Genomic DNA, 13,910 nt, shown 5'->3' with positions numbered 1-13,910 from the left:
GGCCGGTGCACCAGTGATCAACCGGCCGCGCCCGCACGGCTATTCCGAGCCCTGAGGGGCCGGAGGGTCGGCCTCGGGAGGGGTGACGGCGGCGTGGGCCAGGGCGGCGGTCTGCTCGGGCGGGCCGTCGATCGGGACGGCCGCCCCCGCTTCGTCGTCCCCCAGCGGTTCGAGGTCGGCGAACTGGGTGCGGAGCAGGTCGGGCGGCATGAAGTGGCCCCGCCTGGCGGAGATCCGCGCGGCGATCAGCTCGGGCGAGCCGTCGAGGTGCAGGAAGAACACGCGCGGCGCGGCGGAGGCCAGCCGGTCGCGGTAGCGCCGCTTCAGCGCCGAGCAGGTCACCACGCCTCCGCTGTCCGTGTGGCCGGCCAGCCAGCGTGCGATCTCCTCCAGCCAGGGGCGGCGGTCCTCGTCGTCCAGGGGGTGACCCGCCCGCATCTTCGCCACGTTGGCTGCGGGGTGGAAGTCGTCGCCCTCGGCGTAGGGAACGCCCAGGCTCTGTGCCAGCAAGCGGCCCACCGTGGTCTTCCCCGAGCCCGACACGCCCATGACCACGACCAGCGGAGCGGAGTCCTGAGACATCCAGACCTTCCCTTCGAGATTTCGTCGCCACCGTCTACAGGTCGACGACTACCTTGACGTCGTCCGGTCGCGGCGTGAACGCCTCCGTCGCGCGCTCCAGCGGCACCCGCCGGGTGATCAGGCGTTCCAGCCAGGACAGGTCGGCCTCGGCCAGGGCGTCGGCGGCCTGCCGGTAGTGACGCGGATTGGCGTTGACGGAGCCGACCACCGCGTCGTTCTGCAGCACGATCTCCCTGTTGATCGCGCCCGCGTCCACGGTCATCCTGCGCCCCGCGGGTGACACGCCGGTCAGGCACACCACTCCGTAGGGCGCGGTGCCGGTCAGCGAGGCCAGCACGGGCTCGTTCGCGCCGGTCGCCTCGATGACGACGTCCGGGCATACGGCCGTGACGACCTGCTCGATGTCCCGCGCGTGGTACGTGGCCCCCAGGTCCCGGACCAGGCCGGGCTTGGGGCCGTCGGTCACCCGGTCGAGGACGTGCACGTCCAGTCCTCGCTGCGTGCCGAGGAGGGCGGCCAGCAGGCCGATGGGGCCCGCGCCGGTCACCAGGACCCGCCGCGGCTCGAACCAGGAACGGCCACCGACACGCTCGACCTGTTCCCACGCCTTCGCCACCACGGTCGTCGGCTCCATGAGCACTCCGGCGCGCTCCAGATGCGGCGCCAGCTTCACCGCGTAGTCGGCCTCCACGCACCACGCCTCGGCCCCGTAACCGTCGAGTTCCTTGATGCCGCGCTCGGTGTAGCGGCCGTTGCGGCACATGTCGAACTCCCCGCGGGCGCACGCACCGCACGGCTCCGGGTCGGGGCGGCGCACCACCCCGGCGACCAGATCACCGGCCGAGAAGCCGCTGCCGGGAGGTGCCTCCCGCACCCGCCCGAGGGACTCGTGTCCCAGGACCAGCCACGCGCGGCCGGGCGGGGCGGAGCCGTACTCGCCCCGGAGGATCTCCTTGTCCGTTCCGCACACCCCCATCGCCAGGCCGTCCACCACCAGCTCACCCGCGGCCGGGGCGGGGTCCGGCACCTCCCTCACCTCCACCGAGTCCTTGGTGCCGGGTCGCACAGTCACCGCACGCATCGCACCTCATCCCTCGCTCGGGCGGCGCCGGACGGGCACGCGCCGCTGTCCGACCGTCTGTCCCGTTCAGAGGGTTTCAGCACTCGCCGACCGTCCCGGGTCGGACACGACCGTGTCGGCGTCACGGAAACGCGCGGACCGCGCGGCGCCCGGACCGCCCGGCGCCTTCACCGCCCGGTGCCCGGGCCGCCGCGTCGAGGGCCGCCGTTCCGTACCCTGACGGCATGCGGATGCGCCCCACCCTGAGCTGGACGCCTGCCGAGGACCTGCCGCCGGGGACCACGGACCTGGAGCCGGTCGCCGACGCGCTGGGCACCGGCGGTGTGCTGGTGCTCAGTGGAGCGGGCATTTCAACCGAGTCGGGCATCCCCGACTACCGGGGCGAGGGCGGGAGCCTGAGCCGGCACACGCCGATGACCTACCAGGACTTCGTCGCCGGCGCCCAGGCCCGGCGCCGGTACTGGGCGCGCAGCCACCTCGGCTGGCGCACCTTCGGCCGGGCCCTCCCCAACGCCGGGCACCGGGCCGTGGCCGCGTTCGGGCGGCACGGCCTGCTCTCGGGCGTCATCACCCAGAACGTGGACGGACTGCACCAGGCCGCCGGCAGCGAGGACGTCGTGGAACTCCACGGGGCCCTGGACCGGGTCGTCTGCCTCTCCTGCGGCGCCCGCAGCCCGCGCCGCGAGCTCGCCCGGCGGCTGGAGGAGGCCAATCCGGGGTTCGAGCCCGTGGCCGCCGGAATCAACCCGGACGGCGACGCAGACCTCACGGACGACCAGGTCGCCGGTTTCCGCGTGGTGCCCTGCGCGGTCTGCGGCGGCATCCTCAAGCCGGACGTGGTCTTCTTCGGCGAAACCGTGCCGCCGCAACGGGTCGAGCACTGCCGCGAGCTGGTCCGGGCGGCGTCGTCGCTGCTGGTCCTGGGCTCCTCGCTGACGGTGATGTCCGGGCTCCGCTTCGTCCGCCAGGCGGCCCAGGCCGGGAAGCCGGTGCTGATCGTCAACCGGGACCCGACCCGGGGTGACCGGCACGCCCTCACCCGGGTCGCGCTCCCACTGGGCACGGCCCTCACGGCCGTGGCGGACCGGCTGGGCATCGCGGTCGACCGGCAGGGTGCGCCGCGCCCGTGACCGTGCGAGACGTGAGCGGACCTCGCCTGTGGGAAGCAACTCCCGTCTCACAGTGAACGCACAGCCACTGTCCCTCCTCTTGCAGGGCGAAAGCCCGCAACTGAGAGGAACGTGCTGTGCGTTCACGTACACGTATACGTCCGCGCCTGTACCCGGCCGGGTCGGTGGTGCTGGCCATCGCCGCCGCGGGATCCGTGCTGGCCGGGCCGGCCGGCCCCGCGTTCGCCGTCGACGCGGCGGGACGCGCCGATCTACGGGCGGATGTGAACCGCGACGGGCGCGTCGACGTCACCGGTGGCAGCGACAAGCGCGGTGAGGACGGCTGGTCCGTCGAACGCGGGGCCGTCTTTCTGCCCAACATCGACGACGACGCCAAGCGGTGCCCGGTCACCGGGCCCGGTGGCAGACCGCTCTCCGACGCCGCGTTGGCGGCGTGCAACGACGGTTCCGACACGAAGGTCAACGGCGCCGAGGACGCGGCCGACCTCGCCCGGGTCCGTTCCGTGCCGCTGCCGGGGCTTCCCGCGGACGCCAAGGGCAGCCTGAAGCTCACCACGGGAGGCAAGCACGCGCACCTCTTCCTCAAGCGTGCCGGGACGTGGGTGCCGGTGACGTCCGCGACCCGGCTGACCGCCGCCGAGCTGCGCTCCGGTGTGGAGTTCGGGGTCGAGGCCACCGATGTCGTCCGGGACCGTGCCCAGTGGGACGGCCGCGCGGTGGTCCGGCTGACGGTGACGTCCGGCGGGAAGTCCACCTCCGACGCCGTGACCCTGCGCGTCGCTCCGCTGCTGACGCACCATCACCTCCAGAACAGCCAGCAGGTGATGGTGACCGAGGTCCAGGGTGAGGGCCCGTACAGCCGTCTCCAGCAGAAGTTCGTCGCCGAACTCGCGAAGGAGGTGGAGAAGGCCGGGGTCACCACGCCGCTGGTCAAGTTCACGAAGTACGCCGACCCCTGGGCCCAGGACTTCGTCGAACCGGCCTACGTCAGCATGACCGGGCCGGGCGGCCGGCGGCACGTGATGCGCGTGATGCTGCGTTCCGCCCAGCCCGACCGGGACGCCGGCCGGGAGCTGTTCGAGAAGGTGCGCGGCCGGGACATCGGTGTCGTGCAGGTGACCGACCGGGCGGAGCCCGACGACTGGTCGCTCAACTCGATGGGGAACCTGGAGACGATCCCGCCCTACACGCACGACGGCCGCTCGTTCCCGGCCGGACGCATCATCATGGGCGAGCGCAAGGACAGCGGGGCGCGGCCGTCGAAGGTGATGCGGACGCTGCTCGCGTCGCAGGGCATGCAGGACCCGCTGCTGCTGGACACCTCCTGGCTGGGCGTGGGGCACGTCGACGAGTTCGTGCAGTTCCTGCCCGCCGACACCCCGCGCGGCTGGCGCATCGGACTCGCCGACCCGGAGGCGGGGCTGCGGCTGCTGCGTGACGCCCAGCGCGACGGCCACGGCAAGACGAAGATGTTCTCCGTGCCGGGCCGCAGCGACAGTCCCGCGCCCAAGGAGACCATCGACCAGGCACTCGCCTCCCGTCACCTGGTGGCCGACAACGAGATGGCGGCGCGGCGCATCGCGGCCAACCTGGAGGTCCTCAAGCGGGAGACGGGGGTCACCGACGAGGAGATCGTGCGGGTGCCCGCGCTGTACACCCGTGACGCGGAGGCCTTCACCGCGGAGGGCGAGGAGATTCCGGTGCCGCGTCTGACGCGCATGGGCGCCGGCTCCGACCTGGTGGACAGCCTTGGGGACCACGGCCAGCAGAAGTGGCTCGCCGAGAACCCGGCCGCCCCCCGCGCGGCGGCGGCGCCGACGGTGCCGACCAGCGCGTACGTTCCCGGCGCGGTCAACGGCGTGCTCCTGGCGCGCGACCGCTACCTCGCCCCGCGCCAGTGGGGGCCCGTCATCGGCGGCAAGGACATCTTCACGGAAGCCGTCACCGCCGCCTACCAGCGGGTCGGGCTGAAGGTGTCGTACATCGACGACTGGTACACGTACCACCTCGGGATGGGTGAGGTGCACTGCGGCACCAACACGCTGCGCGACGCGACGGCGGCCTGGTGGCAGCGTCCGGTGGCGGGGCGCGGCGACGGGGCTTAGGCGGCAGGTGAACCCGGTGGTGGTCGCGGCCAACACCGGGTTCACGCCCCCCTGTCACACGGTCGGCGACCACGACCCGCCGTCGCCTGACGGGAGCCGTGCGCGTCAGTCCACGATCAGCTCCGCGCGCACCGCCGGCGTCCGCCCGGCGAGCACGCCGCCGAAGTTGTCCTCGACCTCCGTCTTCTCCGCCGCGTTCGGATACGGGTTCGTGCACGAGACGCCGGCGCTGGAGCCCGACATCAGGCTCGAGCACGGTCCGGGCTTGCGGTCGGGCAGGCCCAGGATGTGTCCGAGTTCGTGGGAGGAGATCCGTACCGTGTCGTAACCCTGGTCGACGGCCTGACGCCCGATGTAGACGGTTCCGTTGCCCAGGGTGGTGGGCAGGGCGCGCGGCCAGCCGTTGTCCGCCAGGACCCGTATGTTCGCGCGCTGCCCGGCGGTGACCGGCCGGAGCTCCACGGCGTCGACACTCGCGTTCCAGATGGCCGCGCCCCGGTCGACCGCGCTCCTGAACTCCGCGGCGCCGGCGGCGTCGTAGGTGAGGACCCGGGCGGCGAGGGTGGTGTCGGCCGGGCCGGGCGCAGCGGCCGCGGCCTGGCCGCCCGTCAGGGACAGCGCGACCAAGGCGGCGGCCAGACCGCCGGTGAGCATACGGACGTGCATGATCGACCTCCTTGTGGGGGAAGGGCAGTCGTGCTCATGACATTCGCAGGGCCTACTGCCCAAGGAGGATGCCGACGAATCCGTCAATCCGCGGAGGACGTCACGGCGGACCTCCGCACCACCGGTGACTACGTGGGCCCCCAGCCCGGTCCGACGCAGTTGTATGCCTCTTTGGTCGTCACGTCGAAGTCGCAGAGCTCGTATTCGACGAAGAGGTTCTCCTCGAAGCTCTTGTTCACACTGGTCCAGACTCCCGGACCACGGTCGCTGTAGATCACACCGCTGCGCAACGTGCCGTTGCTCTTCCGGTGACTCCATCGGATGGCGATGGGGATGTGGTCGTCGTAGTCGTCCAGCAGGTAGAACCACTCGCCGTGCCCGTCGAAGCAGGCCTTCCCGTCCCAGTCCATGACCGCGCAGTACCTGTCGTCCGGGACGGTGGAACTCACGCCGGCGCGCTGCAGGCCGTCCGCGGCGGAGGCCGGCGACGCGGCGACCCCCAGCACGAGAGCGGAGGCGAAGACCCCGCTCGCAAGAACTCTTCGCATACGCACTTGTTCCTCTCCCCTCCGCCGGCAGCGAGCCGGCGGTGAATCTCCGTTTCGCCCGAGTGATCAGGGCCAGACAGAGACTGACGAAGCGGGGGGACGAGGACAAGCGGTGCGCTGTCCGGGACACGGCTGCTCGCTGTCCGGCCTGGCAGGAGGGCCTGTCCGGATGTCCGGCGGACGGGTTGTCCGGCTCGGCTCGTCCTCGGTCGCATCGGCAGTCGGGCCGGTGGCCGGTCTTCACGGCACCTGGGTCGGGGTGGTGTGCCGGTTGATTTCGATCGCGAGCGGGGTGGCCGTGAAGACCGAGGAGTACGTGCCGATCGTCAGGCCGACGAGCAGGGCGAGGGCGAAGTCGGTGAGGGTGTCTCCGCCCAGGACGGCGAGGGCGGTGAGGATGAGGGCGGCGCCCATGCCGGTGTTGACGGTGCGGGGCAGCGTCTGCAGGATCGCCCGGTCGGTCAGGAGCGGCAGCGGGGTGGTGGGGTGACGTCGCCACAGTTCCCTGATGCGGTCGAACACGACGACCGAGTCGTTGACGGAGTAGCCGATCACGGTCAGGAGCGCCGCCAGGAACACCCCGTCGAGGGGCTTGCCGAGCCAGGCGAAGACGCCCACCAGGATGACGACGTCGTGGGCGAGCGCGGCGACCGCGGCGGTGCCGAACAGCCAGCGGAAGCGGACGGTCAGGTAGAGCAGTTGGGCGGTGAGGGCCACGCCGAGGGCGACGAGGGCGCTGCGGCGGAGTTCTTCGCCCAGGCTGGGGCCGATCAGTTCGTCGCGGATCTTCTCCGTGTCGCCGCCGAGGGTGTCGATGGCGCGCGTGACGGTGTCCGCCTGCGTGTTGGTCAGTTCCTCGGTGCGCACGGTGAGGGCGCTGTCGCCGGAGGACTGCACCACGGCGCGGGGGAAGCCGGCGTCGGCGAGTGCGGCGCGGGCGTGTTCCGGATCGACGGGGCGGGTGGTGGTGTATTCGATCAGGCGGCCGCCGGTGAACTCGACGCCGAGGTCGACGCCGCGGACGGCGATGCCGGAGGCGGCCAGGGCGAGCGCGGCGGCGGACAGGGCCAGCAAGCGGCGTGGCCGGCGCATCAGTCGGGGCCGGGAGCGCTCGATGCGATTGCGGACCCGGCTGGGGGTGGCCAGTCCGGTCACGTGGGGGCGACGGCGTACCCACGGGCGGGATGCGGCGTGGTCGGCGAGGGCCCGGGTGACGACGAGGGCGCTGATCATGGAGGCGAGGACGCCGATGCCCAGGGTGACGCCGAAGCCGCGCACGGGGCCGGACGCGAGGAGGAAGAGCAGACCGGCTGCGATCAGGGTGGTGATGTTGGAGTCGGCGATCGCGCTGAAGGCGTTGCGGAAGCCGGCGGCGAGGGCCGAGCGGGGACTGGGACGGCGGCGGTCGGTGTGCTCCTCGCGGGCGCGTTCGAAGACGAGCACGTTGGCGTCGACGGCCATGCCGATGGCCAGGACGAAGCCGGCCAGGCCCGGCAGGGTGAGGGTGGCGCCGAGCGCGGCGAGGGCGGCGTAGGAGATCAGCCCGTAGGCGGCCAGGGCCAGCACGGCGAGAGCGCCCATGAGCCGGTAGACGGTGGTGATGAACAGTGCGGTCAGGGCGGTGCCGATGACGGCGGCCCAGGCACTGGCGGTGATGGCCTCGGCGCCCAGGGTGGGGCCGATGGTGCGCTGCTCGACGGTCTCCACGGGCACGGGCAGGGCGCCGCCGCTGATGAGCAGTGCCAGTTCACGGGCCTCGGTGTCGGTGAAGGACCCGGTGATCCGGGTGGTGCCGCCGGTGATGCCGGCCCCGCACGTCACGGCCGGGTCGACCTGCGGCGAGGAGATGATCTTCTCGTCGAGGGCGATGGCGACGCGGCGCGCGGGATCGCCTGCCGGGCGGCAGGCGGCCTGGCCGGTCAGCCGGGCCCATTTCCCGCGGCCGGAGGCGTCGAAGTCGACGATGACGTGCCATCCGGCGCCGGTCTGCTGGTCGAACCGGGCCTCGGCTCTGCTGACGTCCCGTCCGGTCAGCGCTGCGTCCTCCAGGCGCAGGGGCCGGCCGGACTCGTCCGGCAGGACGTGCTCGCGGGGCCGCTTCGGCAAGGGGTCGGGGGCCTCGTCGGCGAGGGCGGAGACGGGGTGGACGGTGAGCTGGGCGGTGCGGCCAAGTACGTCGGCCGCCTTCTTCGGGTCCTGCACGCCGGGCAGTTCGACGATGATCCGGTTGCTGCCGGAGCGGTGCAGGGCGGGCTCGGCGACGCCGAGCGCGTCGATGCGGCCGCGCAGCACCTCCAGGGTGCGGTCGGTGGCCTCGGGGCCGGCCTTCGTGGTGGCGGTGGAGCGGGTCTCCAGCACGATCTGGGTGCCGCCGCGCAGGTCCAGGCCGAGGCGGACCGGCACGGTGAGGGTGATGAACAGGGACAGAGCGATCACGGTGAGGGCGAGCAGGGTTCTCACCCGGGTGGAACGGATCAACGCGGGGCCTCCGGCGGGCACACCGCGGCGGCGGCCGGCGCGGCCGCGGTGAAGGACAGGGTGGGGTCAGGTGCCGGTGGGCGTGGGCGGCGCGCGGCCGCGGTCGGCCGCCGCGGTGTCCGTGGGGAAGGCCGCCGGTGACGGTGGTGCCGCCGGCCGGGCGGGGCGACGCGGGACGGTGGCCGGATCGTCGGCGAGGGTGGCGAACGGGCCGTGTGGATGCGTGCGTTCGCCGTGCGGCTCGTGCCGGGCCGCTGCCTGGAGGATGCAGGTCGTGGCGCATCCGTCGTCGGCGAGACGGCCGGGGCCTTCGTCGGCCGACGTGCCGATGGATACCGTCCCGGCCGGTGCGTGCTGCGCACCGCCCGGGATCACGCCGGTGAGCAGGGCCAGCAGCACGGCCGCCCACACGGCGACCGCCGCGGCCGGCCGGGCGCCGACCGTGGCGCCGAGGACCCTGAGGGCGGGCCGGGCGGTGGGCGCCCCCGGGCCGTTGCGGAGGCTCACGGTTCGATCAGGCCGGCGCGGATGGCGTAGCGGGTGAGTTCCAGGCGGTCGCGCAGGCCGAGCTTCTGCAGCAGGTTGGCGCGGTGACGCTGGACGGTCTTGATGCTGATGAAGAGCAGGTCGGCGATCGCCTGGGAGGAGTGGCCCTCGGCCACCAGCTTCAGGACCTCCTCCTCGCGGGGGGTGAGGATGTGGTCGGGGGTCTCCTCGCCGTGGCGGGCCCGGTCGAGGTAGTTGCGGATCAGCGCGGTGACCGCCCCCGGGTAGAGGAAGGGCTCGTCGCGCATCGCGGCCCGGCAGGCGGCGACCAGGTCCCGGTCGGCGACGGACTTCAGCACGTAGCCGCTGGCGCCGGCCTTGAGCGCCTGGAAGAAGTACTGCTCGTTGTCGTGCATGGTGAGGATCAGGACGCGCAGGCCCGGTTCGAGACCGGCCAGTTCACGGGCGGCCTGGAGGCCGGTCATGCGCGGCATGGCGATGTCCAGCACGACCAGGTCGACTTCGTGACTGCGGGCCTTCTCGATGGCCTCCGCGCCGTCGCCCGCCTCCGCGACCACCTCGAGGCCCGGTTCCTGGTCCAGGATGAGCCGTACGCCCCGGCGCACCAGGGCGTGGTCATCGGCCAGCAGAATGCGGATGTTCCCGGTCATGAGGTCGGCTGCTTCCTGGGCAGGGGCACGGTGAGCTTGACCTGCGTTCCGGCGCGGGGCGCCGGGGTGATGTCGAGGGTGGCGCCGACGAGCAGGGCCCGCTCGCGCATGCCGAGGATGCCGGCGCCCTCCCGGGGAGCCTTGATGCCGCACCCGTCGTCGGTGACGGCCAGGGCCACCCGGGCGTCGCTGTGCTCCAGGGCGACGACGACGCCTCCGGCCTCCGCGTGGCGGGCGGCGTTGGTCAGCGACTCCTGGGCGACCCGGTAGAGGACCAGTTCCGTCTCCGGGTCCAGCGCGGGCAGGTCGGCGGCGAAGCGGCGGGTGACCTGCAGTCCGGTGTGGGTGGCGAAGTCCTCGGTGAGCGAGGTCAGCGCGCTGACGAGGCCCAGGTCGTCCAGCACGCCGGGCCGCAGCCGGCGCACCAGGCGGCGGACCTCGTCGAGACTGTCCCGGGTGATCTCCTGCACCTCACGCAGGTCCTCGCGCAGCGGCCCGGGGGCGTCGTCCGCGGCGCGCTTGAGGCCCAGCAGGATCGCGGTCATGCTCTGCCCGACCTCGTCGTGCAGTTCCTGGGCGATGCGGCGGCGTTCGGCCTCCTGGGCGAGCAGGGCGCGGCCGCTGCTGGCGGCCCGTTCCTGCTCCAGTCGCTCCAGCATGGAGTTGAAGGTGCGGATCAGTTCGGCGAGTTCCCCGCCGCCGTGCGCGGACAGCCGCTGCCCGGGCCGGAGCAGGTCCACCGTGGTCATCAGCCGGGTCAGCCGGTCCAGCGGGGTCAGCCCCCAGCGCAGCAGGGCGGCGTTGGCGACCAGCATCACCGCCAGACCGCCCAGCAGAATGATCGCCTCGGTCAGCAGCACCGGCACCGAGACGGTCACCGGAGCCCACAGCAGCAGCGCCGTCGCCGTGCCCAGCACGACGGCGTTGAGGGCGAAGATCCGCCAGAACAGGGACACCGGACGTCACGCCTCCTTCTGAGATGCGGCCTGCCTCCGCTGTCGGGCATCACGCATCCCGGACGAGCAGCCGCGCCTGGCCGTCGGCCGAGCCTGGCGCCAGCCTGCCCGCTCCGGCGCGGCCGGGTCGATGGGGCCCAGCCCCCATTTCCCGTGGCCCGGGCTACCCACACCCCGGCGGCGTGCATCCCCCGCCCCGCCGCAAATGGGGCCCGCGCCCGATGGGGATCCGCCCCGAAGAGGACCAGGGTTGAGGCCTGACCGCGCAGTCGGTGCGGCGGTCGGACCGGGCAGCGCCCACGCCTGCCCCGTCGTCCCGCGCCGGTCGCCCGCCCCCGAGGAGAAGGAGTCGTGCCGTGTCCGTCGATGCACCCCTCACCGGCCCCCGTCCCGAGCGCATGACCGCGCACGACGTGCGCCGACGTCTGGAACACGCCCGCAGCACCCGGCTGACGCAGCTGCACGCCCTCGACGAGACCGGGCAGAGCGTGGACGATCACCTGATGTCCATGCAGCGCGCCGCCATCGAGCGCGTCCTGAAGGAGATCGACGAGGCGTTCGCCCGGGTCGAGGACGGCACCTACGGCACCTGCCTGGGCTGCGCGGACCCCGTCCCGGCGGAGCGCCTGGAGATCCTCCCCTACACCCCCTACTGCGTTGCCTGCCAGCGCCGCGTCGCCGCCTGACCGGCACGCCGACTCCCGCCGTTCCTCTCCCTCGCTCTGCCCAAGGGGTGCAGTGGTGAACGACCCGCTCATCGCCGACCGCGCGACGCGCCTGTCGGCCGAGGATCTCGCCGCCCTGCGGGAGAACCTCACCGAACAGCGCCTGTTCCGCCAGGAGCAGCTCCGGCAGCTCGCCGACGCGGCTCCCTCCCGCACGGACGACGTGCGGCGACACGACGCCGCCTCCCAGGTCGAGGTCCACGTCAAGCTCGCGGCCGCCGCGCGCATGGTCCTCGCCGACGTCGAGGCGGCCCTCAGGCGCATGGCCGAAGGAAGCTACGGCACCTGCCGACTGTGCCGGGGTCCTGTCGCGCGCGAGCGGCTGATGATCGTGCCGCAGGCGCGCTACTGCGCGCGCTGCCAGCAGGTCAGGGAGGCCGGACGATGAGCGCGGACCGGCCTGCGCCCTGACCGGATCCGCTACCGCGGCGCGGGCCGGTCGGCACGCCGATCAGAGCCGGCCGTGTCGAGGACGTCCTCGCGGGCATATCGGGAATCGCACACGCCGCCGCAACGGCCCTCCGTATCCCATGGGGGCATGGACGACATATCCCATGGGGGCGTGGACGACGACGCATCCCTGTCCGCACCGCCCGGCCGTACCCGGGGGTTCGTGTTCCTCGGTCTGGCGGTCCTCGGCGTGGCCGGTGCCGTGTTCGCCATGCGGCGGCCGCTGATGATGTCGGCTCCGGCGTGCGCCGCCGGGCGGTGGCACGGCTGTTTCGACACGTTCAACGGTGTGGTGCTCATGACGTTGGCCGCGCTGCCGTTGGCCTGGCTGGTGGTGTGGGCTCTGGCACGCCGTCGGCGTGCCGCGGACGTCACGGCGGCGTGGCGGACGTCGCTGGCCGAGGTGGGCATGGTCACCATGGGGTCGCTCGGCATCGTCGGCAACCTGCTGGTCCTCGCGGCGCCGGCGTACGATTCCGGGCACCACATCCTGGCGTGGCCCCACCGTGCGTGCAGGTACTGCGAAGCGAGCCGGCTGTGAACCAGACCCCTTTCCCGCCCGAGCCCTGGCACCTGCGGGGCACCATGCAGGTCGCCCTGTGGCGGGTTCCGCTGACCGACCTGCCGGAGTGGCCCCTGCCTCCCGGCGCCCGGCCCCTGGCTGTGGGCCGCCACGGCTGCGTCGTCACCTTCTGGGTCGACTACCTGCCCGGAGGCACCCTCGCCTACCGAGAACTCCTCGTCGCGCAGGCGGTGCGTTACCGCCGCGCCGTCGCGGCCACCGCGGTGGCCGCCTGGGTCGACAGTGAGCGATCCCGGGCCGGCGGCCGCACCCTGTGGGGCATCCCCAAAGAACTCGCCGTGCTCGACTTCCCGGACCCGGAGCCCTCCACCGGCGTCCACGGGCCCTTTCACCTGTACGACGACCCCGGCTCGGGCCGTCCGGCCGTGACGGGCCGACACCGCACTCGACTCCGCGTCCCGGGCCGGTGGTTCCTCCCCGCCCGCCTCATCCAGCCGGGCCCCGGCGACACCCCTCGCGAGGTCCCCCTGCGGCTGACCGCCTCCTTCGGCATCGGAACGGCGTCCCTGACCGCCGCCCCCACCTCGCCGCTGTCGTTCCTCGACGGCCGCCGTCCCCTGCTGGCAGGGACCGCCGACGAATTCCGGTTCACTGTCGGCCGCCGGCGCGACAAGTGACCTGACGTCAGGTGCGGATGGACATAGGTTGGCGACATGTCGCATGCAGCCACCACAGGCACGGCCTTGGTCACCGGAGCCTCCCGCGGCCTGGGGGCCGTGATCGCCCGGCGCCTCGCGGCGGACGGGCACCCGGTCGCCGTTGGTCACCGGACGGGAGCCGAAGCGGCTCACGGGGTCGTCGCGGACATACGTGCGGCGGGCGGGACCGCGCGGGCGTTCGCCGCCGATGTGACGGACGAGGCCGCCGTCGCGGATCTCGTCGCGGAGGTCACCACGCACCTCGGGCCCATCGCCACGCTCGTCGTCAACGCCACCGGTCCCCAGCCCGAGGTGGACCCGGCGGCGGTGACCTGGGACGACCACCTGGACCAGCTCACGTTCTTCGTCAAGAGTCCCACCCTGCTGATGCAGGCGGTGCTGCCGGCCATGCGGGAGCGCGGAGGCGGCCGGATCATCCAGATCGGCTCCGACGTGCTGGAACGGGCCCTGCCCCAGATGTCGGCGTACGTGGCCGCCAAGGCCGCCCAGCACAGTCTGACCGAGTGCTGGGCCCGCGCGCTCGGCCCGTACGGGATCACCGTGAACACGGTCGCGCCGGGCTGGATCCCGGTCGAGCGGCACGCCGGAGCGAGTCCCGAGTCACTGGCCGCCTACACCGCCGACGTGCCCCTGGGGCGCATGGGCCGGCCGGAGGACATCGCCGCCGCCGTGGCTTTCCTCGCGTCACCGCAAGCGGCCTTCGTCACGGGCGAGCGCATCAAGGTCAACGGCGGCCACACGCTCGGCTGAGGGCTGACGAGGTGGGGGCGGGGCGCATTCCCGTGGGTGT

Annotated in this window: 15 protein-coding genes; 7 read left to right on the top strand and 8 right to left on the bottom strand. The window is 73.0% G+C overall.

Features of this window, described 5'->3' with window-relative positions; all coding sequences use genetic code 11:
* Window positions 1-39 precede the first annotated feature (39 nt).
* Complete coding sequence (locus ACSUPV_RS40560) at window positions 40-582, bottom strand: gluconokinase (RefSeq protein WP_359789560.1); 543 nt, start codon at window positions 580-582, stop codon at window positions 40-42.
* Between the two features lie 34 nt (window positions 583-616).
* Window positions 617-1,663 (bottom strand): glucose 1-dehydrogenase, encoded by a 1,047-nt coding sequence (locus tag ACSUPV_RS40555; RefSeq protein WP_382617141.1) that lies wholly within the window; start codon window positions 1,661-1,663, stop codon window positions 617-619.
* 224 nt (window positions 1,664-1,887) lie between these two features.
* On the opposite strand from ACSUPV_RS40555, the gene ACSUPV_RS40550 reads away from it, so the two are divergent.
* Both ACSUPV_RS40550 and ACSUPV_RS40545 read left to right on the top strand, forming a co-directional pair.
* The gene (locus ACSUPV_RS40550; RefSeq protein WP_037768832.1) at window positions 1,888-2,793 is read left to right on the top strand and encodes an NAD-dependent protein deacetylase; all 906 of its coding nucleotides are present in this window, start codon (window positions 1,888-1,890) and stop codon (window positions 2,791-2,793) included.
* 116 nt (window positions 2,794-2,909) lie between these two features.
* Window positions 2,910-4,898: a protein-arginine deiminase domain-containing protein gene (locus ACSUPV_RS40545; RefSeq protein ID WP_436949781.1), complete on the top strand. Its 1,989-nt coding sequence runs from the start codon at window positions 2,910-2,912 to the stop codon at window positions 4,896-4,898.
* A 105-nt stretch (window positions 4,899-5,003) separates the two neighbouring features.
* On the opposite strand, the gene ACSUPV_RS40540 is transcribed toward ACSUPV_RS40545, so the two are convergent.
* The 6 genes from ACSUPV_RS40540 to ACSUPV_RS40515 form a co-directional block, all read right to left on the bottom strand.
* The gene (locus ACSUPV_RS40540) at window positions 5,004-5,564 is read right to left on the bottom strand and encodes a snapalysin family zinc-dependent metalloprotease (RefSeq protein WP_037768830.1); all 561 of its coding nucleotides are present in this window, start codon (window positions 5,562-5,564) and stop codon (window positions 5,004-5,006) included.
* Window positions 5,565-5,692: 128 nt separating this feature from the next.
* Entirely contained in the window at window positions 5,693-6,112 is a 420-nt protein-coding gene (locus tag ACSUPV_RS40535; RefSeq protein WP_031116215.1) for a hypothetical protein, read from the bottom strand.
* Window positions 6,113-6,352: 240 nt separating this feature from the next.
* Window positions 6,353-8,590, bottom strand: coding sequence for a protein translocase subunit SecD (secD, locus tag ACSUPV_RS40530; RefSeq protein ID WP_436949780.1), 2,238 nt, complete (start codon window positions 8,588-8,590; stop codon window positions 6,353-6,355).
* 66 nt (window positions 8,591-8,656) lie between these two features.
* Window positions 8,657-9,097: a hypothetical protein gene (locus ACSUPV_RS40525; RefSeq protein ID WP_436949779.1), complete on the bottom strand. Its 441-nt coding sequence runs from the start codon at window positions 9,095-9,097 to the stop codon at window positions 8,657-8,659.
* Window positions 9,094-9,747, bottom strand: a complete 654-nt coding sequence (locus tag ACSUPV_RS40520; RefSeq protein WP_031116218.1) for a response regulator — start codon at window positions 9,745-9,747, stop codon at window positions 9,094-9,096. The genes ACSUPV_RS40525 and ACSUPV_RS40520 overlap by 4 nt, the downstream gene beginning before the upstream one ends.
* Window positions 9,744-10,703: a sensor histidine kinase gene (locus ACSUPV_RS40515; RefSeq protein ID WP_436949778.1), complete on the bottom strand. Its 960-nt coding sequence runs from the start codon at window positions 10,701-10,703 to the stop codon at window positions 9,744-9,746. Before ACSUPV_RS40515 ends, ACSUPV_RS40520 begins: the two co-directional genes overlap by 4 nt.
* 356 nt (window positions 10,704-11,059) lie before the next feature.
* On the opposite strand from ACSUPV_RS40515, the gene ACSUPV_RS40510 reads away from it, so the two are divergent.
* From ACSUPV_RS40510 to ACSUPV_RS40490, 5 genes are all read left to right on the top strand, one after another.
* Window positions 11,060-11,389 carry a TraR/DksA family transcriptional regulator gene (locus tag ACSUPV_RS40510; protein WP_037768819.1) on the top strand — a complete coding sequence of 110 codons (330 nt, stop codon included), beginning with the start codon at window positions 11,060-11,062 and terminating at the stop codon, window positions 11,387-11,389.
* A gap of 52 nt (window positions 11,390-11,441) precedes the next feature.
* A complete protein-coding gene (locus ACSUPV_RS40505; RefSeq protein ID WP_031116221.1) occupies window positions 11,442-11,816 on the top strand; it encodes a TraR/DksA family transcriptional regulator in 375 nt (124 codons plus the stop codon).
* Window positions 11,817-11,966: 150 nt separating this feature from the next.
* On the top strand, window positions 11,967-12,419 hold the full coding sequence (locus tag ACSUPV_RS40500) for a hypothetical protein (RefSeq protein ID WP_436949776.1): 453 nt from the start codon (window positions 11,967-11,969) through the stop codon (window positions 12,417-12,419).
* Entirely contained in the window at window positions 12,416-13,078 is a 663-nt protein-coding gene (locus ACSUPV_RS40495; RefSeq protein WP_031116223.1) for an acetoacetate decarboxylase family protein, read from the top strand. The genes ACSUPV_RS40500 and ACSUPV_RS40495 overlap by 4 nt, the downstream gene beginning before the upstream one ends.
* A 36-nt stretch (window positions 13,079-13,114) precedes the next feature.
* A complete protein-coding gene (locus ACSUPV_RS40490; RefSeq protein ID WP_037768814.1) occupies window positions 13,115-13,870 on the top strand; it encodes an SDR family NAD(P)-dependent oxidoreductase in 756 nt (251 codons plus the stop codon).
* Window positions 13,871-13,910 lie beyond the last annotated feature (40 nt).

It is taken from the genome of Streptomyces sp. SudanB52_2052, from assembly GCF_964272415.1.
In the GTDB taxonomy this organism is placed as follows: domain Bacteria; phylum Actinomycetota; class Actinomycetes; order Streptomycetales; family Streptomycetaceae; genus Streptomyces; species Streptomyces olindensis.
This window is presented reverse-complemented; position numbering and strand designations above follow the sequence as displayed.

What these genes read in the sequence shown, in the direction of transcription:
- ACSUPV_RS40560 (WP_359789560.1), bottom strand. Translation starts at nt 582, where the DNA reads ATGTCTCAGGACTCCGCTCCGCTGGTCGTGGTCATGGGCGTGTCGGGC.
- ACSUPV_RS40555 (WP_382617141.1), bottom strand. Translation starts at nt 1,663, where the DNA reads ATGCGTGCGGTGACTGTGCGACCCGGCACCAAGGACTCGGTGGAGGTG.
- ACSUPV_RS40550 (WP_037768832.1), top strand. Translation starts at nt 1,888, where the DNA reads ATGCGGATGCGCCCCACCCTGAGCTGGACGCCTGCCGAGGACCTGCCG.
- ACSUPV_RS40540 (WP_037768830.1), bottom strand. Translation starts at nt 5,564, where the DNA reads ATGCACGTCCGTATGCTCACCGGCGGTCTGGCCGCCGCCTTGGTCGCG.
- ACSUPV_RS40535 (WP_031116215.1), bottom strand. Translation starts at nt 6,112, where the DNA reads ATGCGAAGAGTTCTTGCGAGCGGGGTCTTCGCCTCCGCTCTCGTGCTG.
- ACSUPV_RS40520 (WP_031116218.1), bottom strand. Translation starts at nt 9,747, where the DNA reads ATGACCGGGAACATCCGCATTCTGCTGGCCGATGACCACGCCCTGGTG.
- ACSUPV_RS40500 (WP_436949776.1), top strand. Translation starts at nt 11,967, where the DNA reads ATGGACGACATATCCCATGGGGGCGTGGACGACGACGCATCCCTGTCC.
- ACSUPV_RS40490 (WP_037768814.1), top strand. Translation starts at nt 13,115, where the DNA reads ATGTCGCATGCAGCCACCACAGGCACGGCCTTGGTCACCGGAGCCTCC.